The 19510-nt window shown below is 63.3% G+C and carries 16 protein-coding genes and 1 pseudogene; 4 read left to right on the top strand and 13 right to left on the bottom strand.

Annotated elements, in window-relative coordinates; all coding sequences use genetic code 11:
* Window positions 1-92: 92 nt before the first annotated feature.
* The 6 genes from CP49_RS14655 to CP49_RS14630 form a co-directional block, all read right to left on the bottom strand.
* Complete coding sequence (locus CP49_RS14655) at window positions 93-926, bottom strand: outer membrane protein (protein ID WP_245310691.1); 834 nt, start codon at window positions 924-926, stop codon at window positions 93-95.
* 167 nt (window positions 927-1093) lie between these two features.
* A complete protein-coding gene (gene murJ / locus CP49_RS14650; protein WP_057850938.1) occupies window positions 1094-2638 on the bottom strand; it encodes a murein biosynthesis integral membrane protein MurJ in 1545 nt (514 codons plus the stop codon).
* A gap of 36 nt (window positions 2639-2674) precedes the next feature.
* Window positions 2675-3826 (bottom strand): DegT/DnrJ/EryC1/StrS family aminotransferase, encoded by a 1152-nt coding sequence (locus CP49_RS14645; RefSeq protein ID WP_057850937.1) that lies wholly within the window; start codon window positions 3824-3826, stop codon window positions 2675-2677.
* A gap of 29 nt (window positions 3827-3855) precedes the next feature.
* Window positions 3856-4872 (bottom strand): Gfo/Idh/MocA family protein, encoded by a 1017-nt coding sequence (locus CP49_RS14640; RefSeq protein ID WP_057850936.1) that lies wholly within the window; start codon window positions 4870-4872, stop codon window positions 3856-3858.
* A 152-nt stretch (window positions 4873-5024) separates the two neighbouring features.
* Window positions 5025-6437, bottom strand: coding sequence for a mannose-1-phosphate guanylyltransferase/mannose-6-phosphate isomerase (locus CP49_RS14635; protein WP_057850935.1), 1413 nt, complete (start codon window positions 6435-6437; stop codon window positions 5025-5027).
* A 7-nt stretch (window positions 6438-6444) separates the two neighbouring features.
* Complete coding sequence (locus CP49_RS14630) at window positions 6445-7434, bottom strand: SDR family NAD(P)-dependent oxidoreductase (RefSeq protein WP_057850986.1); 990 nt, start codon at window positions 7432-7434, stop codon at window positions 6445-6447.
* 176 nt (window positions 7435-7610) lie between these two features.
* On the opposite strand from CP49_RS14630, the gene CP49_RS14625 reads away from it, so the two are divergent.
* Together CP49_RS14625 and CP49_RS14620 are read left to right on the top strand one after the other, a co-directional pair.
* Window positions 7611-8570 carry a lysylphosphatidylglycerol synthase transmembrane domain-containing protein gene (locus CP49_RS14625; protein WP_057850934.1) on the top strand — a complete coding sequence of 320 codons (960 nt, stop codon included), beginning with the start codon at window positions 7611-7613 and terminating at the stop codon, window positions 8568-8570.
* Window positions 8571-8597: 27 nt separating this feature from the next.
* Entirely contained in the window at window positions 8598-9620 is a 1023-nt protein-coding gene (locus tag CP49_RS14620) for an MraY family glycosyltransferase (protein ID WP_057850933.1), read from the top strand.
* On the opposite strand, the gene CP49_RS14615 is transcribed toward CP49_RS14620, so the two are convergent.
* From CP49_RS14615 to rfaD, 6 genes are all read right to left on the bottom strand, one after another.
* Window positions 9617-10822 carry a glycosyltransferase family 4 protein gene (locus CP49_RS14615; RefSeq protein ID WP_057850932.1) on the bottom strand — a complete coding sequence of 402 codons (1206 nt, stop codon included), beginning with the start codon at window positions 10820-10822 and terminating at the stop codon, window positions 9617-9619. The genes CP49_RS14620 and CP49_RS14615 overlap by 4 nt on opposite strands.
* A gap of 24 nt (window positions 10823-10846) precedes the next feature.
* Complete coding sequence (locus tag CP49_RS14610; protein WP_057850931.1) at window positions 10847-12763, bottom strand: SDR family NAD(P)-dependent oxidoreductase; 1917 nt, start codon at window positions 12761-12763, stop codon at window positions 10847-10849.
* Window positions 12764-12847: 84 nt separating this feature from the next.
* On the bottom strand, window positions 12848-14116 hold the full coding sequence (locus tag CP49_RS14605) for an O-antigen ligase family protein (RefSeq protein ID WP_057850985.1): 1269 nt from the start codon (window positions 14114-14116) through the stop codon (window positions 12848-12850).
* A gap of 44 nt (window positions 14117-14160) precedes the next feature.
* Entirely contained in the window at window positions 14161-15384 is a 1224-nt protein-coding gene (locus CP49_RS14600; RefSeq protein ID WP_082646026.1) for an O-antigen ligase family protein, read from the bottom strand.
* Between the two features lie 59 nt (window positions 15385-15443).
* Window positions 15444-16916 (bottom strand): D-glycero-beta-D-manno-heptose-7-phosphate kinase, encoded by a 1473-nt coding sequence (gene rfaE1 / locus CP49_RS14595; RefSeq protein WP_057850929.1) that lies wholly within the window; start codon window positions 16914-16916, stop codon window positions 15444-15446.
* A gap of 18 nt (window positions 16917-16934) precedes the next feature.
* Window positions 16935-17912, bottom strand: coding sequence for an ADP-glyceromanno-heptose 6-epimerase (rfaD, locus tag CP49_RS14590; protein ID WP_057850928.1), 978 nt, complete (start codon window positions 17910-17912; stop codon window positions 16935-16937).
* Window positions 17913-18148: 236 nt separating this feature from the next.
* On the opposite strand from rfaD, the gene CP49_RS14585 reads away from it, so the two are divergent.
* A complete protein-coding gene (locus CP49_RS14585) occupies window positions 18149-18679 on the top strand; it encodes a D-glycero-alpha-D-manno-heptose-1,7-bisphosphate 7-phosphatase (protein ID WP_057850984.1) in 531 nt (176 codons plus the stop codon).
* Here CP49_RS14585 and CP49_RS49235 read toward each other — a convergent pair.
* Window positions 18674-18778, bottom strand: a pseudogene (locus CP49_RS49235) (ADP-glyceromanno-heptose 6-epimerase); the annotation flags it as partial. The gene CP49_RS14585 and the pseudogene CP49_RS49235 overlap by 6 nt on opposite strands.
* Before the next feature lie 119 nt (window positions 18779-18897).
* Here CP49_RS49235 and CP49_RS14580 point away from each other — a divergent pair.
* A partial coding sequence (locus tag CP49_RS14580) for a glycosyltransferase family 9 protein (protein WP_276326842.1) occupies window positions 18898-19510 on the top strand: 613 nt, incomplete at its 3' end.

Genomic DNA, 19510 nt, shown 5'->3' with positions numbered 1-19510 from the left:
CGCCGCCTAGCGCAATCCTTTTCGCGCTTGCACAACAAAAAGCCCCGGGCGATGCCGGGGCTTTAATTTGAGGGAGGAAGGTAACGCCGAAATCAATACTTCGCGACCACCGGGCCGCTGAACTTGTAGTTGAGGCCGACGCGAACGATGTTGTCAGTGACGCGGGAGCTATAATTGCTGCTGAGCACGCCGCCGCCGAGCGCGGGAATCGTTGTCACGAACGAGCCTGAGACCCTGCCGAGATCGACATATAGATATTCGAGCTTGGCCGTCCAGTTGCCGGCGATTACGCCTTCAACACCAGCACCGACGGTATAGCCGGCCTTGGTGGTGGAGCTGGAAAATCCGAATGCCCCGGCGCCGATCGTCTCCGCAGTGCGGACCTCACCATAGGCAAGACCACCCGTGGCATAGAAAAGGACCCTGGGCGTTGCGAGCACGCCTACGCGGCCACGGACGGTGCCGAACCATTCAAGTTTCTGATCCAGGCTGACCGGAACGGCTGGCCCCGGCGCCACGAGGAGTACCGCGCTGGGCGTGCAGACGGCGGTCGGGCAGAGGAAGTCCCGGCCTCCCTTCTGGTCTGAAGCTTGTATGTCTGCCTCAAGACCCCACACCCAGTTCTGGACCTGCCAGTTATAACCGATTTGGCCGCCGCCAATCACGCCGTCCATGTTGGCGCGATTAGCGCTGGTGAACAGCACCGTTCCGGCACCATTGGTAAGCGTTGAGGTGTCGCTAGACCGTCCCCAACTGTAACCGACGTTGCCGCCAATATAGAAGCCCGTCCAATTGTAGATAGGCTCCGCGATCACAGGCGCCTTGGTGTAGGGACGCGCGGCGAGGTCGGCCGCGGATGCGGCGGAAGTCGCGGCCATGACTGCGAGAGCGGAAGCCGCAATTGCCTTGAAAAGTGAAGAACGCATAGAAGCCCCTCGAAAAATGAATCGGTTGAATCTGGGCGGTATTCTAGCTGGTGTGGAACCCTAATCATGCCCTGATCCGCCGGGATGGAACTTTTTCGGGAACTTGTTGCAAAAATGCCCGAATGCGGCCACAACGCGCCGTATCTGCAATTTTCTTTTATTTACAATCAATTACGGCCGGATCTCCGGTCGCGGAGCAGCACAAATAGCCATCCCCTGCCAAACAGCAGCAGTATCAAGACACCGTACACGAATGCACCAGTCACGATCAGCAGCAGTAGCGAGGTCTCGTCGCGGAAGATGTGCATTTGCGCGAAGTAGAAACTAGCAAATCGCGCGGTGGCCCAAAGCGCGGCGGCGAGCAGGACACCGGCCGCCGCGAACTTGGCGAGCGATGTCATCCAGGCGCGGTCGAGTTCGAGGTAACCCGCCCGCACCGCGAAGAAGAGCACCAGCAAGAGATTGACCCAGGCTCCGATGGCGGTGGCAAGCGCCAGGCCGATTTGCGCCAGCGCGCCCATCAATGCGACCTTCAGCGCCACGTTGACGGCAACGCCGGTCAGTGCCGCCTTGACCGGCGTCGCGGTGTCGTGACGGGCATAGAAGGTCGCCACCGCGCTGCGGATGGTCACGAACGGAATGAGTCCGATCGCGTAAGCGGCCAGCGTGGCGCCCGCGGCCACGGCATCCGCCTTCGAGAATGCGCCGCGCGCAAACATCGCACGCATGATGACATCAGGCACGGTCAGGAAGGCGGCGACGAAGGGCACTGAAAACAACAGCGAGAACTCGAACGCCCGTCGCTGCGCGGCGGATGCGCCGGTAACGTCATTTGCAGCGAGGCGCCGGGACATCTCCGGCAGCAGTACGGTGCCAATGGCAATTCCGACTACGCCGATTGGCAACTGAAAGAGGCGGTCGGCGTAGTACAGCGCCGAAAGCGCTCCGGCCGCCAGAAAAGTGGCGATGATGGTATCGGCAAACATTGCAATCTGAGTTCCCATCGAGCCGATGGTCGCAGGCCCGAGCGCCCGAAAAAACGCGCGCACGTCTTCGTCGAATTTGACGAAAGCGAATTTCGGCAGAATGCCGGTCTTGGCCGCGTCGCCGGCCAGCAGCAGGAATTCAAGGATGCCGGCGAGCAGGACGCCCCATGCGGCGGCGTAGCCCGCGCCCGGAAAGAACGCGGCCAGCGCCAGCGTCGCCATCATCGACAGGTTAAGAAAGATCGGCGCAGCGGCGGCGCTCGCAAAGCGGTGCATCACGTTGAGCATGCCGCCGTACAGCGTCACCAGCGTGATCAACAGCAAATACGGAAATGTGATCCGCGTCAGCGAGATCGCAAGTTCGCCGCGCGCCGGATCGTCCTTGAATCCCGGCGCGAGAATGGCGATCACCTCCGGCATGAACACCCAGGCAACAACGAGCAGGATCACCTGGACGGCAAACAGCAGCGTGAAGACGCGGTCGGCGAACAGCCGCGCCGACGCTTCACCCTTGCCGTGCAGATGCGCATAGGCCGGCACGAAGGCGGCGTTGAAGGCGCCTTCGGCGAAGATCGCGCGAAAATGATTGGGCAGCCGCAGCGCCACGAAAAACGCATCGGCGACAGGCCCGGCGCCGAGTATGGCGGCGAGCATGATGTCGCGCGCGAAACCGGTCAGCCGCGAAAGCAGCGTGTAACCGCCGACGGTGAAGATGCGTCCGAGCATGCGCCGCTTCTAGCGCATATTCGCCAAACCGTGAAATCAGGAAGAGAGCGCGCCGCGCACCGCCTCGATCACCCGCGCCTGCGTCGCCTCGTCGAGATAGGCGTGAATCGGCAGGCTGACGACATCGTCCGAGAGCTTTTCGCTCACCGGCAGCCCGCCATCCGCCACCGGGAAACTCTTGTAGGCGGTCTGCTGATGCATCGATTTCGTGTAATAGATCGCGGTCGGAATCCCCTGCGCCTTCAGGTTGGCAACGAAGCGGTCACGGTCCGTGCCTTTGGGCAAGCGGATGGTATAGCAGGCCCAGATCGAGCTGCAGCCGCTGGCAAGACGGGGCACGGTCACGACATTTCCGAGCCCCCGCGCATAGCGCTCTGCAACCACATTGCGCGCCGCGATCTCGTCCTCGAAGATTTTCAGCTTCTCGATCAGAATCGCGGCCTGCATAGTGTCGAGCCGCGCGGTGAGACCGATACGGACATTGTCGTATTTGTCCGAGCCCTGGCCGTGGACGCGGATGCTGCGCAGCGTTTCGGCCAGCGCATCGTCGTCGGTGAAGATCGCGCCGCCGTCGCCGTAGCAGCCGAGCGGCTTTGCGGGAAAGAAGCTGGTTGTGGTCGCCAGGCCGAAGGTACCGAGCCGGCGGCCCTTGTAGCTGGCGCCAAAGCTCTGCGCGGCGTCGTTGAGCACGAAGAGGCCCTCGGCCTCCGCGATGGCGCCGATGGCGTCGTGGTCAGCGCTCTGCCCGAACAGGTCGACCGGGATCACCGCCCGCGGCTTCAGGCCACGCTGCCGCGCGGTTGCGATGCCGCGCTTGAGCGAGCCGGGGTCGATGTTGAAGGTCATCTCGTCGACGTCGACGAAGACGGGCGTGGCACCGGTCAGCACCACCACCTCGCCGGTCGCGCAAAAGGTGAAGGAGGGACACAACACGGCATCGCCGGGGCCGATCTGCTTCGCCATCAGCACCATCAGCAGCGCGTCGGTGCCGCTGGCGCAGCTCACGACATGCTTGGCGCCGCAAAATTTTGCAAGCGCGGCTTCCAGCTCCGTGACCTCCGGGCCGTTGATGAACTGGCAGTGGTTGAGCACGCGGGCAACGGCATCATCGACCGACTTGCCGAGCCGTCGGCGCTGCGCGGTAATGTCGACGAAGGGAACGGGTTCTTGGCGCATATGCTGGTTCATGGTGCCTTCCGGGAATCGGATGGGAGAGTTCAGCCGGCGATGCGGCGCGGGCCCTTGCGCGCGGCGGAAGCCGCGGGCTTGGCGGGCTGCTCGAGGCAGCGGATCGCGATTTCGAGACTGGCGACGCCCTCGTCGCCGGAAACTGCCGGCACATTGCCGGTGCGGACGGCATCGAGGAAGGCGATCAGTTCGGCGCGCAGCGGTTCGTCATGCCCGACCGGCAGATGCCGCATCGAATAGCTGCCGTCGGGCTTGAAGCCGAAACACTCGGTTACCTGGCGTGTCAGCAGATCGCCCATCACATATTTGCCGCGCGTCGCAACCGTGACGCTGCGCGCCTTGAACGGCGTCAGCCAGTTGGTGTTGATGTGGGCGAGCACGCCGGAGGCGGTGCGGAACTGCAGCAGCGCAATGTCCTCGCGCTCGGCAACCGCGCTCGAGAGCTGCGGCTGCACCTCGACGATATCGGACTCGGTGAACCAGCGGATCAGGTCGATATCGTGCACCGCGAGATCGATCACGACGCCGACATTCGACATCCGCGGCGGGAACGGCCCGACGCGGGTGATGCCGATCGAGAGAATGTCCTCGCCCGAAATTGCCTGCTTGATTGCGGCGACCGCCGGATTGAAGCGCTCGACATGGCCGACCATCAGCGTCACGCCGGCGCTGCGCGCCGCGTTGACGATGCCCTGCCCCTCCTCCACGGTGGAAGCGACCGGCTTCTCGACCAGGATGTGGATGTTGCGGGTGATGCAGGCGAGCGCAATCTCGTGATGCAGATGGGTCGGCGCCGCGATCGTCACGGCATCGACGCCCTCGTCAAACAGCTCGTCGAGATCAGCGAACGCCCGGCAGCCGGCAAGCGCGGTGGCGCGCACACGGTGTTCCGGCAACGGATCGACGATGCCGACCAGCGTCACCCCGGGCAGACCAGCCAGCACGCGGGCATGGTTGCTGCCCATCACGCCTGCGCCGACCACGCCGACGCGCAAGCCGCGTTCTGCATCGGTCTTCGCGGCAGATGCGGACCCTTTGGAACTCATGATTTATCGACCCCAAGCAGATTCTGCGCCGGTAACGTCCCCGGCGGTTCTCTAGCACGCCGTCACAGATGTGGCGAACGCGATCGACGGTTTTCGGACACGTTTTGATTCAAAGAATTACAGCCGCCGGGACCGGTAAAACGACCGTTCGCTCAACTGCGCCGGTAGTCGTCCTCGATGCGGATGATGTCGTCCTCGCCGAAATAGCTGCCGGTCTGGACCTCGATCAATTCGAGCTGGATCTTGCCGGGATTCTCCAACCGGTGCACCGCGCCGATCGGGATGTAGATCGATTCGTTCTCGTGCACGGTCTTGACCAGCTCGTTGACGGTAACCTGCGCCGTTCCGCGCACCACGATCCAGTGCTCGGCCCGGTGGTGATGCTTCTGCAGCGAAAGCCGCCCGCCCGGCTTGACGATGATGCGCTTGACCTGATGCCGATCGCCATTGTCGACCGACTGATAGGATCCCCAGGGCCTGTGTACCCTGATGTGATCCTCGGTCACCTGCGGCGCCACCGTCTTCAGCTTCGCAACCAGCCGCTTCAGCCCGTTGGCGTCCTTTTGCCTGGAGACCAGCACGGCGTCCTGGGTCGCGACAACCACGAGATCGTCGACGCCTTCGAGCGCGACCAGCGCGCGGTCGGTCGATACGTTGCAGTTGCGGGAATCCTCGAACACCGCAACGCCGCGCGCCGCGTTACCCTCGCCATCCTTGCCGGACAATTCCCACACCGCATGCCAGGAGCCGACGTCGGACCAGCCGCATGCGACCGGCACGACCGCGGCGCGCGAGGTCTTTTCCATCACCGCATAATCAATCGAGATCGACTTCGCCGATCCGAACGCGGCATCGTCGAGCTTGACGAATCCGAGGTCGGTGCCCGCCTTCGCCACCGCGTCGGTCACGGCCTGGACGCTGTCCGCATCGACCTTGCGATATTCATCCGACAGTATGGCGGCGCGGAACATGAAGTTGCCGCTGTTCCAGAGATAGCCGGCCTCGACGTAACTCGCCGCCGTTGCCGGATCAGGCTTCTCGACAAACTTCGCGACCGCGTGGACCTTGCCGGAAATGACTTCGCCGGGATTGATGTAGCCATATTCGGTGGCGGCGCGTTCGGGTTGCACGCCGAACGTGACGATGTGCCCGGCTTCCGCCGCAGCCAGCCCTTCGCGGCAGGCGGCGAGGAAGGCGGGCGTATCGGAAACCACGTGATCGGCGGCAAGCGCCAGCACGATCGCATCCTTGTCGCGCGTCTCGGCAAACGCGGCGCCAGCCGCAATCGCAGGCCCGGAATCGCGCCGCATCGGTTCGAGCAGCACGTCGGCCTCTAGCCCGATCTCCGCCAGTTGCTCGAGCACCATGAAGCGATAGGCGTTGTTGGTGATGATGACGGGCCGTTCGAACAGCGTCGCGTCCGAGACCCGCAACAGCGTGTCCTGGAACGTCGAGCGCGCCCCGAACAAGGACAGGAATTGCTTGGGGTGGACTTCGCGCGAGGCCGGCCACAGCCGCGTTCCCGCGCCACCGCACATGATCAGGGGAATAATTCGTCGGCTCATCGGCGCCTCAAATCCTGTAAAAGTCACGATACCAGGCGACAAAATCGGCAAGCCCGTCCTCGATCGAGGTCTGCGGCCTGAAACCGGTGTCGCGCATCAATTCCGCGACATCGGCGAAGGTCTCGGTCACGTCTCCGGGCTGCATCGGCAGCATCTCCTTTACCGCCGCGCGGCCTAATTCCCGCTCCAGAACCGATACCACATGGGTTAGTTCTTCCGGGTGATTGTTGCCAACATTGTAAATCCGTGCTGGCGCAGCGGCCGCCGGGCCGCCATCGCGCGGGGCCTGATCGACCAGGTGCAGTATGGCACGCGTCGCGTCCGCAACATGGGTAAAGTCGCGCCGCATCCTGCCATGGTTAAAGAGCCTGATCGGAGTGCCCTCCACGATCGCTTTGGTAAAGAGGAAATACGCCATATCGGGCCGTCCCCATGGCCCGTAGATGGTAAAGAACCGCAGGCCCGTCACCGGAAGGTGGTAGAGGTGGCTGTAGGAATGTGCGATCAGCTCATTGGCCTTCTTCGTGGCGGCATAGAGGCTGACCGGATGATCGGTCTTGTCGTCCTCCGAGAACGGTAGCTTCGTATTGGCGCCGTAGACCGACGAGGATGACGCATAGACCAGATGTACGCATCCATGATGCCGGCAGCCTTCCAGCACATTGACGAAACCCGCGAGATTGGCGTCGACATAGGCGTGCGGCTGGTCGATCGAATAACGCACGCCCGCCTGCGCCGCGAGATGCACCACCCTGGCAAAGCGATGCTTGGCAAACAGGCGTTCCATTGATGTGCGGTCGGCAAGATCGATCTGTTCGAACGCGAAATCTCGTTCCCCGCGCAGGATGTCCAGCCGCGCTGCCTTCAGCGCCGGATCGTAATAGTGGTTGAGATTGTCGAGGCCGACCACAGCGCGGCCTTCGGCAAGCAGCCGGCGAGCGACGTGGAAGCCGATGAACCCGGCTGCCCCCGTGACCAATATTGCCTGATCCGACATCATTTCCCTGAACGTGGCACCGGCTCGCCACATCCGGTTCGCGCCTTTTTACCCGCGTTGTCGAGGGGGCCGCAACACTTACCAGCCCCGCTATTGCCAGACCGGCCTGAAAACCATACCAAGGCGCCGAATTGCATCGCTTTTTGCACCCCCTTCTCAAACCCAGCACGGGCGAGATGCGCCGAATCCTGCTTTCGACTTTGAAGATACTGGTCTCGGCGGCGCTCCTGTATTTCTCGCTGCGCAAGGTCGATCTCGCCGACCTCGCCGCCCGCATCGACGTTTCCAGCCTTGGCTGGATCGGCGTAGCGATCGCCGTGGCGTTCCTGCAGATATTCATCGGCGTATTGCGATGGCGCGAGATCAGCGCGGAGTGCGGCGCGCCGCTGCCGATCCGGCAAGCGATGCGCTTCAACGTGATCGGAACCTTCTTCAACCAGACGCTACCCTCCTCGATCGGCGGCGACGCGGTCAGGCTGTGGCTGGTGGCCCGCAGCGGCCACGGCTGGCGGGCTGCGACCTATTCGATCTTCGTCGACCGCGCTATCGGCCTGATCGCGCTCGCGGTGGTCATCGTCGCGAGCCTGCCCTGGAGCTACCGGCTGATCACCGATCCGCACGGCAGGTCGGCGCTGCTGTTCGTCGATTTCGCAGCGCTTGCCGGCGGCCTCGGATTTCTGCTGCTCGGCAGGCTGCCGTGGCCGTGGCTGAAGCACTGGTGGGGAACCCATCACATCCACGCCTGTTCGGTGATCGCCAACCGCGTGCTGTTCGGCCGCGTTCACGGTCCGAAAGTCGCTGTGCTGTCGTTGCTGGTGCATGTGCTCGCCGTCGTCATCGCCTGGTGCGTGGTGCAGTCGATCGCAGCCCCCGTGCTGTTCGGCCAGATTTTTCAGCTCGTTCCGCCCGTGATGCTGATCACCATGCTGCCGATTTCGATTGCCGGTTGGGGCGTCCGCGAGGCCACCATGGGGCTGGCGTTCGGATATGCCGGACTGATGGCCAACGAGGGCGTCAACATCTCGCTGCTCTATGGCGCAGTATACTTCATCGTCGGCGCGATCGGCGGGCTGGTCTGGATCTTGAGCGCCGAGAAGGCCGCGCAGGGCACGGCGGCCATTGAGGTTCCCAAGTAATCTTCAGTAACTTTCCGCGCGGACAGAATGGCCAATTCGCAACTACTGCTGTCGTTTGCTGCAGCGGTGCCGGCGGCGCTGCTGTCGGGCGTCCTGACCTGGGCGATCCGGCCGCTGCTGCTGCGAATAGCACTGGCAAAGCCGAACGCACGCTCTTCCCACCGGGTTCCGACGCCGCAGGGCGCAGGCATCGCGGTGATCGCGGCCACGCTGATCGCGGCTGCCGCGGTCATCGCATCTGCCGGCGCGGTGGAGATGAGAATCCCGGTCGCAGTATTTGGCGCGACGCTGTTCATTGCGGCCGTAGGCTTTGCTGATGACGTCAAAACCATCCCGGTAGTGCCGCGGCTGCTGCTGCAGGGCGCGGCGGTCGCAGCGGTGATCCTCGCCGCGCCCGAAAACGTGAGGATCGTCTCCGCCTGCCCGTTCTGGCTCGAGCGCGGCCTATTGTTGCTTGCGGGCCTGTGGTTCGTGAACCTCGTCAACTTCATGGACGGGCTCGACCTGATGACCGTCGCCGAGATCGTGCCCGTAACCGGCGCACTCGTTCTGCTCGGCTGGCTCGGCGAACTTCCGGCGCCGGCGACGGTCGCCGCCGCGGCGCTGTTCGGCGCGATGCTCGGCTTCGCGCCGTTCAACCGGCCGGTGGCGAAAATCTTTCTCGGCGACGTCGGCAGCCTGCCTATCGGCCTGCTCATCGGTTGGTGTCTGCTGCAGCTCGCCTGGCATCAGCACGTCACGACCGCCCTGCTGTTGCCACTCTATTATCTAGCCGATGCGACCGTTACGCTGTTTCGGCGGATGGCAAGGCGCGAGCCGTTCTGGGCGGCGCATCGCACCCACTTCTATCAGCGTGCCACCGACAACGGATTTTCGGTATCGCGCGTGGTGAGCGAGGTGTTCGCCCTCAATCTCGTGCTGGCTGCGTTGGCGATCGGCTCGGTCATGACCTCGTCGACGGCAATCGCAATCCTGCTCTTCGTCGTCGGCAGCATCGCCACGGCGTTCCTGATGCACCGCTTCTCGCGCCGGCAAATGTCCGCCGGCTAACCTGGCTTCTTCTGCAAGAGCTCGCGGATCAGGCCGCAATAGTCGGCCATCGCGATCTCAAAATCGAACCGTCTGGAGATTTCGGCCGCGCGTTCGGCCCGCTGCGGATCCACAGAGCCTGCCGCACGGTTTACCGTTTTCGCCAGCTCATCGGCGTTGCCGGGTTCGACGACCCAACCGACATCGTGCTCGGTCACTGTCAACGCCGCCTCGGCATCCGCTTCGGAAACCAGGATCACCGGACGGCCGATCGCCAGCAGATTGTAGAACCGGCTGGGCACCGATACGCCGGCGACGTTCTTGCGGTAGGGAATGATCCAGACGTCGGCGGCCGAAAGAAACGCTTCTAGCTGTTCGTCCTCGACGCGGTCGACCAGCGTGACGTTTGAAAGCTTTGCCTCGGACTGCATTTCCCGCAATTGATCGAATCCGATTCCCCAGCCCGACAGCAGGAAGTGGATATCCTTGTTGTCGCGCAGCAACCGTGCCGCCTCGAATACGATGACGGGGTCGTGGGTGAAGCCGAGATTGCCGGACAGCCCGACGACAAAACGGGCGGAAAGCGGGCGGCGATACGGATTATCAGGATCGACCGCGCGAACGCCGGGCACAAGCGTCGCCCAGTTCGGAATGAACCGCATCTTGTCACGGGTCATTCCGCCATAACGCAGCAGCAGCTTTTCGGTGTCGCGGCCGATGATGACGACGGCGTCGAGGGTGCGAAACATCAGCGCGTTCAGGGCGCGCATCGCCTTCGCCAGCAACGAATCCGGCTTCAGGAGGCCCGCCATGATCAGGACGTCGGGATAGAGGTCGTGCATGATCAGCACCGACCTCGCGCCTTTCAATTTGGCGGCCGCGGCAAAGGCGTAAGGCAGCATGAAGGGTGCGGGCACGGTCAGCGCGACGTCGCCGCGCCGCAGCTTCGTCAACATCGCGACCAACGTCCTTGCCGTGAACAGCAGTTCGGCCAAGGCACGCTTGCCTAGCGCGGCCTTGCCGGGCATCCAGTTCCTGACCTCGACGATCTGAGGCTTGCCGGCCGACGCCGCCGCAGCCGAGCCCGCCGTTCCCGACAGCACCAGGACTTCGGCTTCCTGCGCCATGCGTTCCGAAATCGCCGCCATGATCGCGGCCGTCGTGCTCGGATCCGGCGGATAGTGCTGGCTGACGACGACGACTTTTCCGGATTGCTGCATCATTGGCTTTCGAAGCGGCGAAATAGATCAAGCGGCGTGCGATCCGAACTCGGGCACGGCATCCTTGAGCACCGCCCTGATGGTGGGACGGTCATCCCGCGCAATCGCCTCGTCCAGCGCCGCGAGCCACTTTTGTAGCGTTTGCATCGGCGGCTCGTTCGGCTTGGCCGCCATGATGCCAGCTACTCCGATCTCCACCGTCGGCTCCTGGCTGGCGAACAGGATCTCGTTGAGCCGCTCGCCCGGCCGCATGCCGGTGAACACCACCTCGATATCGATGCCGGGTTCGAGGCCGGACAGACGGATCATCCGCTCGGCCATTTCCACGATCTTGACCGGCTGTCCCATGTTGAGGACGTAGACGGAGACATCGGGCCGCGCCGGCGTCAGCGCGTGGGTAGCAGCAGTCAGCACGAGATCGCAGGCTTCGCGGATGGTCATGAAGTAGCGGACCATATCCGGGTGCGTCACTGTGACCGGGCCGCCGGCCTCGATCTGCGCCTTGAATTTCGGCACCACCGATCCGTTCGAGGCCAGCACGTTGCCGAACCGCACCGAGATTAACCGCATGTGCGGCTTGCCGCCCGATTGCGTCATCAGGTCATGGTCGAGCGCCTGGCAATACATTTCGGCAAAGCGCTTGGTCAGGCCCAGCATCGAGACCGGCTCGATCGCCTTGTCGGTCGAGATCATCACCATTGCCGTGGCGCCCGCCGCCAGAGCGGCGTCGGCAACGTTGACCGACCCGAAGATGTTGGTCTTGACGCCCTCGCTCCAGTCGCGCTCGAGGATCGGCACGTGCTTCAGCGCGGCGGCATGGAACACGATGTCGGGCTTGAATTCCTTCATCAGGTTCATGATCCGGTCGCGATCGCGGATATCAGCGATTCGGCCCTCGATCTCGGCATTGGCCGCGCGCGCCGTCAGCGCCTCCGTCACTGCGTAAAGCGCCGGTTCCGAATGCTCGATCACCAATAGCCGCGCAGCGCCGAAGGTCGCGACGCGATCGCAAATCTCCGAACCGATCGAGCCACCGCCGCCGGTGACGATCACCGCTTTGCCCTTCACCAGCGCTTCAAGCCGCGCGTAATCGATCTTCTCGCTCGGCCGCAGCAGCAGATCTTCGACGGCGACATTGGTCAGCCTCGGCACATCGCCGCCTTCGAGCGACGGCAGGCGGCTGACGAACAGGCCGAGCCGCTTAGCCCGCATCAGAATCGCCTCGGGATGCGCCTCAGGTTCGAACGCCGACTGGGTCATGACCACCCGCGAGATCGGCTTTCCCCGCCCGGCATAGTCGCGGATCACGTCCTCGACGTCGTCGATCCCGCCAAGCACCGGCACGTTGCGAATCGACTGCCCGCGGTCCGCGGCCGATGGCGACAGCACGCCGACGGGCCAAAGCTGCTTGACCGCACCGCTCTCGATGGCGCGCAGCAGCACCTCGGCGTCGGCGGCACGGCCGATCAACAGGGTCGACGAGGCCCCTTCGGTCCGGGCATGGCGGCGCACACGCGTATAGCGAAAATAGCGATAGCCAAAACGGAGCGCGCTCAGCGCGAACACCTGAAGAAACCAGTAGAGAACGATGGTAATGCGGCCGAATAGCACCGGCGCCTTGCCGTTTGATGCCGCGAAAATGAAGGCATAGTCCAGCACGATGAGCGTTACCGCCAGAACGGTCGCCACGCGCAGGATGTTCAGCGCATCGGGGAGCGAAATGAAACGCCATTTCGTCGTCGTCAGGTTGAAGACGTAACAAATCACGATGCTGAAGACGATGAAGAGGGGCAGAATGCGCAGCAGCAGCGGCAGCCGGGCATAGAAGGCCTCGCCTCCATCAAATCTAAGGTAGAAGCTTGCCAGAAGCGCAACCGCTGTCGCCAGCGCGTCATGCGCTGCGATAAGGAAATTACGACGGGTTAGTTGCGAAAGAGGCGTCATTTCCAATAGCCGGGTGCGGAAGCGAGGGGATTCGCAGGGCTCCCGAGTCCGCTGATATCTTATCTCCGGCGTGCATGCCAGCGATCATGACCGGGCTGTTCCGGAAGGTTCCGCTCCGCCGGATCTCGCGCGCAACACCATGCCTCCGGCTACCCCGACGCCCAGCACATACATCCAGCCCTCGTGAAAATCGAACAGATGCGAGTTGAACAACGAACTGAACATGTTCTGCAGCACGACCATCAGGCCGATCCAGGCCGCCAGACCTTCGCCGCGAAACAGCGCAAAATGCGAAAACCACATTGCGTACAGGATCACGATCCCTATCATGCCCCACTGGACGGCGACGTTGAGGGTCTGGTTATGCGGATTGCCGATCACGTGCCCCTGTGCCAGCACCGCGGGACCGGTCGCAGCCGCCTCGAACAGCCCACGTGTTGAACCCGTGCCGTGGCCGATGACGGGCGCCTCGGCAAAGAACCGCAACGACTTCTCCCAGAACTCGAGCCGTAGCCCGATCGATGTCGGCTGATTGAATTCCTTGTAGATCCGGTAGTCCCGCACAAACCTGTCGGTCGTCGCCTGCAGTTGAGGCGATACCGTCCAGGCCAGTGCGCCGAGCACAACGGCGGTGACGGACAGGAACACGTTGGTTCGCCACTTCAAATGCGCCATGGCGAACACGGCGAGCATGATCGGCAGCGTGACCAGCGCCGTTCGCGACACGACGACGAACGCCATGTTGAGGACGAAGTTCGCAGCAACGGCCGTCAACAACAACGCCTGCCGTATTTTCCCGTCTCGCAGCAATGTGATGATGGGGAAAGCGAGCACGACCGTGCACAACACGAATTCCTGGCTCTGGTCGATGTAGTTTTTGACAAAGATGCCGTACCCTGCCGGGTCGCCGGGAGCCTTCAGTGAGAGGCTGGGATCAATCACAACCATCCAGGACGCGACCGTTAGCAGCGTGCAGGACGCCAGGAAAGCGACGAACACCCACATGCCGCGCGTCGAGCGCTCGAAATGATAGAACAGGAACGGCAGAAAGAGCAGCTTCGTGGCGGGACTAAGAGCATAGAGGCGTGCGCCCCAGGATGCGTCCGACCACAGGGTTCCCAGCGCGGCGAGCGCAACGAGCACGATCGGCAGCGCGCAGATCGGCCGCTGCAACGAACGCAGGAACGGGCGCAGTTCGAGCGTCGCGGCCAGAGCGGCGAGCCAGACCACCATGCCGATGCCGACGCCGCTGGTCGACCACGGCAGCAACACCGCCACCAGAACCGCAATGAGATCGACGTTCAGCATGCGCGCGGACGGATCGTGCCGAGCCGAGGCCATGACCGACAACATCGAGCCGATCGAATTCACCTCCCTGCGCTGCTGATCCACCCCCATCACGACCCGGCCCGTTCTGCGCCCGCGCCGCGTTGCCTCGCCGCGAGCATCATGCCACCGGCAACGCCGACGCCCAGCACGTACATCCATCCTTCATGGAAATCGAAGATGTGCGAATTGAACACCGAGGTGAAGATGTTTTGCACCACGACCAACAGTCCGATCCAGGCCACGAGACCCTCGCCGCGGAACAGCCGCAGATGCGCAAACCACATCGCATACAGCACGATGATCCCGGCGGCGCCCCACTGAACCGCAACGGCAAGCGTCTGGTTATGGGGGTTACCGATGATTTGGGCCGTGGCGCGATCGGCCTCGCCGCTGGCGGCTCTCTGGAATTGCCCGAGCGTGGAACCCGTCCCGTGACCGACGACCGGCGACGCGGCAAAGAACTGCAGCGACTTTCGCCAATACTCCAGCCTCAGCCCCACGGATGTAGGTAGGTTTTCCTGTTTGTACCGCTGGTAGTCGCTGACGATTGTTTCCGCCTTCCGCTGCAGGAGCGGCGACGCGGCAAAAGCAAGTGCCGTCAGGGCGACCAATGTGCTGAGGATCATCAGGCTGGTTCGCCATTTCAGGTGAAGCAGCGCGAATACTGCAATCATGACCGGGATGGTGACCATCGCCGTGCGCGAAACGATCACAAAAGACATGTTGACGATAAAGCCAAACGAGATCACGGCCAGCATCAGCGCCAACCACAGCCTGTTTGCTTGCAGGAGACGGATGATCGGGTAGGCCAGCGCGACTGCGCACAGCGCGAATTCCTGGCTCTGGTCGATGTAATTCTTGACGAAGATGCCGCGCTCCGCCTCCGCGACGGGCTTCAGCGAAAGACTTGGATCAATCAGGACGATCCAGGATACCAGCATCAGCAAGGTGCACGAAACCAGGAACGCGATAAAGACCCACATTCCGCGCGACGAGCGCTCGAAATGATAGAACAAGCCGGGCAACACCAGAAGCTTGAGCGTGGGACCAACGGCGTAGAGACGCGCGCCCCACGCAGCGTCCGACCAGAGCGTGCCGACGGCAGCCAGGCCCGCAAAAGCGAGCGGCAAATAGCAGATCGGTTGCGTCAGCAATCGCGCGAAGACGCGCCATTCAATCCCCCACGCCGCGGCGCCGAGCCAACAGGGCACGAAAATCCCCGGTAGGGTCGTCGACCATGGTAGCGTGAGTGCAGTCAGAACCGCGAAAACATCCGCGATCGTCATCCACATAGCTTGGTCACGCCAATGCCACCGTATCCGTGCCTCGGGTACGGGCACCGCACTTACGCTCACGCCTTGCCTCCTCTCGCGCGCCCGACCAGCGACGTCGTGCTGTGGCCCGGCAGAATGTCGACCAGCACGACCTCGCCGCCTGCAGCCTCGACGATCTCGTGACCGACGACCTGCTCGCGGGTGTAGTCGCCACCCTTGACCAGCACGCTCGGCCTCACCTTCGCGATCAGGTTAATCGGCGTGTCTTCCTCGAAGATCGCGACGAGATCGACCGCCTCCAGCGCCGCCAGCACTTCGCCGCGCGCCCGCTCGTCCTGAACGGGGCGTCCCTCGCCCTTCAGCCGCTTCACCGAGGCATCGCTGTTGAGACCGACGATCAGGCGGTCGCAGGCGCCGCGCGCGACTGTCAGCACCTTGACGTGACCGGGATGCAGAATGTCGAAGCAGCCATTGGTGAAGCCTATGCGCAGCCCCTGCCTGCGCCAGTCCGCAAGATGCGCCTCGAGATCGCCGCGTGCCGGCACGATCTTTTCTTCGGCCGCCAGCGATGCATGCGGCAGGATTTTTCGCCGCAGCTCCGCCGGCGTAACCGTGGCGGTGCCCTTCTTGCCGACCGCGACGGCAGCCGCCGCATTCGCCATCCGCAGCGCCGTCTCCCAGTCCGCGCTGGCCGCAAGCGTCAGCGCCAGGACGGCGGCGACCGTGTCGCCCGCGCCCGAGACGTCGCGCACCTTGACCGGCAATGCCGGCACATGGATCGCCTCACCGCCGCGAACCACCAGCGTCATGCCGTGTTCGCTTTGCGTCACCAGCATCGCCTCGCAATCGGCGAGAACCATCGCGTCCTGCGCCGCGCCGGCAATGTCCTGGTCGGTGTCGGCGCGGCTGCGGGTGGCTTCCGCGAACTCCCTGCGGTTCGGCGTCAGCAGGGTGGCGCCGCGATAGATCGCGAAATTGGCGCTCTTGGGATCGACGATCACGCGCTTGCCGAATTTCCGCGCGGCGTCGATGATGTTGCGGATGACGCGCGCCGTCAGCACGCCCTTGGCGTAGTCGGACAACAGCACGATGTCGGCGCGTGCTACCTGCGGCAGGATCGCGTCGATCAGCTTTTGCTCGACATCGGCCGAGGCCGGCACGGCCAGCTCCCAATCCGCGCGCAGCATGTGGGTGGAAAAATGCTCGGAGACGAAGCGCACCTTGCGCGTCGTCGGACGGGAGGAATCCGCAACCAGCACAGCCTCGATCAGGCTCTCCCGTGCCAGATCGGCCTTCAGCTTCGCGCCCGCCGCGTCCTCGCCGACGAGCCCTGCAAAGATGCAGCGTGCGCCGAGCGAGGCGATGTTGCGCGCGACGTTGCCGGCGCCGCCGACATTGGTCTCGCTGCGCTGGACCGCGATAACGGGGGCCGGCGCTTCCGGCGAAATGCGCGACACCTCGCCATAGACGAATTCGTCGAGCATGAGATCGCCGACGCAGAGCACGGTCTGACGTGGGATCGCCTGGCTCAGGGCTTCAAAATCGAACATCTGTTTACCTGGTGCCCATCAGCGAAAGCGATCGGTGCGATTGAGAAAAGCCTTCACGTAAGTCTCTACCGCGTCTTCCAGCGCGGTGAAGCCGCCATTGTAACCCGCGCCCAGCAGCCGATCGACTTCACTCTGCGTGAAGTATTGATAACCGCCGCGGATTTGCTCGGGCATCTCGACATACTGGATGTTCGGCTTCGCGCCGAGCGCGGCATAGGCTGACAGGATCAGATCGCGAAAGCTGCGCGCGGTGCCGGTGCCGACGTTGAAGATGCCGCTGACCGATGGCGTCGAGAGCAGCCACATCGTCACGCGCACGACATCGTCGACATAGATGAAGTCGCGGCGCTGGTCGCCGTCGGCGATGCCTTCGCGGTGCGACTTGAACAATTGCACGGGACGGCCGGCCTTGACGTCGTCGAAGCGGCGCGCCAGCACGCTCATCATCGTGCCCTTGTGATATTCGTTGGGGCCGAACACGTTGAAGAACTTCAACCCGGCCCATTGCGGCGGCAGCCGTTCGCCGCGCGCGGCGCGCTCGGCAACCGCCATGTCGAACAGATGCTTGCTCCAGCCATAGAGATTCATCGGCCGCAGCTTCTTCAGTGCATCTATCGATTGGTCATCGCGAAAACCCTGCTCGCCGTCGCCATAGGTCGCCGCCGAGGAAGCGTAGATCAGCGGCGTGGCGTTCGCCGTGCACCAGTCGAGGAGCCGCATCGACAGGCGGAAATTGGTCTCGATCACCAGATCGCCGTCGGTCGCCGTGGTCTCGGAGATGGCGCCGAGATGAATGACGGCCTCCAGCCGGCGGCCCTTCAGCCAGTCCATCAGTTCCGAAGGCGGCACGAAATCGGCGAGCCGACGCTTGGCCAGATTGCGCCATTTGCCGTCATGGCCAAGCACGTCGCACACGGCCACGTCCCGGCCGGCGTCATTCAACGCAGCCACCACGTTCGATCCGATAAAACCGGCGCCCCCGGTCACCAGCAACATGTCATCCCCTGCCACGATTATTCGGCAAAGCTTTGCCCCACTCCCGCGCCGCAGGCAACTTTGCTTCTTGGGCGAAGCGAAGGCCGATCGACGGCTTTACCTGCCGACGCGGAGCGGTTACCGACAGGACCGCAGTTGATTAGCCACGACAAAAATAAAGATATGAATTCAAATTCATCTTATGGGATCGAAATGGAGGACGCCGCTAAGGGCGTACTCCAATGGGCGCCCCACCGATGAGCGAGCAGTTGAGCCAAAGACCTGCGGCTTTTCTCGACCGCGACGGCGTCGTCAACTGTGACGACGGCTATATCGGCACACGCGAGCGGATTCGCTGGATGCCGAATGCAGCACGAGCAATCCGGCGCCTCAATGAGGCCGGCTATTTCGTCTTCCTTTTCACCAACCAGTCCGGCGTGGCGCGCGGGTACTTCACCGAGGATCAAGTCAATGCGCTGCATAATTGGATGTGCGCCGAACTTGCAGCCCAGGGCGCCGTGATCGACGACATCAGGTACTGTCCGCATCATCCGGCGGGCTCGGTCGCTGGCTATCTCGAAGATCATCATTGGCGCAAACCGAACCCTGGCATGATCCACGACCTGATTCAGCACTGGTCAGTACGACGCGCCGGCAGCTTCGTCGTTGGTGACCGCCCGACTGATATCGAGGCGGCGAAGGCCGCGGGCCTGCCGGGCTTCCTGTTCACAGGTGGCGATCTCGATGCATTCATTGCTGAGGTGATAGCTCAGACCGAGGTTTTGTAGGCTGCCGCGATCGCGTCCAAATCCGTCATGGCCAAGCACGTCGCACACGGCCGCGTCCAGGCCGGCGTCATTCAACGCAGCCACGACGTTCGGCCCGATAAAACCGGCGCCCCCGTCACCTGCAACTTGTCATCCCGTGCCATGATTGTTCGGTAACGGCTTTACCTGCTGATGCGGAGCGGTTACCTCCGGAGCGGAAACGCCCCCGAACAAAAGATATGAATATTAATTCACTTAATGGGATCGAGATGGAAGATGCCGCCGACACGCGGCCGATCCTGATCGTGCCCTATATGTGGATTGGCGATTTCGTCCGCGGCCACACGGTCGTGCGTGTCCTTAGGCAGCGCTGGCCGAACCGGCCGGTCGATTTGCTGGTGACCCCTCTGTGCGCGCCCCTGGTCGATTACATGCCCGGTGTCCGGGCCGGGATCGTCTGGGACCTGCCCCGCAGCCGGCTTGCGCTGGCGAAACAGTGGGGTCTCGCATCCGAGCTGCGCTCCCGGGGTTATCGAACCGCCCTCGTCCTGCCGCGCACCTGGAAGGCCGCGATTGCCCCTGCGCTGGCCGGGATCCCGGAGCGCGTCGGCTTTTTCGGCGAGGCTCGGCTCGGGCTGATCAACCGGATGCGCTGGGGCGAGAAGGCCCTGCCTCGCTTCATCGACAAGAATGCCGCGCTGGCGCTGCCCTCCGGCGCGCCACTGCCGGCGGAATGGCCGGTGCCGCAGCTCGTCGTGCCGCCGGAGGAAATCGCGCGCTGGCGGCAGGCCAACGGCCTTGGCACTGGTCCCGCCGTGGCGCTGGCCCCTGGGTCTGTCGGCGCCTCCAAGC

It is taken from the genome of Bradyrhizobium valentinum, assembly GCF_001440405.1.
Lineage (GTDB): Bacteria > Pseudomonadota > Alphaproteobacteria > Rhizobiales > Xanthobacteraceae > Bradyrhizobium > Bradyrhizobium valentinum.
This window is presented reverse-complemented; position numbering and strand designations above follow the sequence as displayed.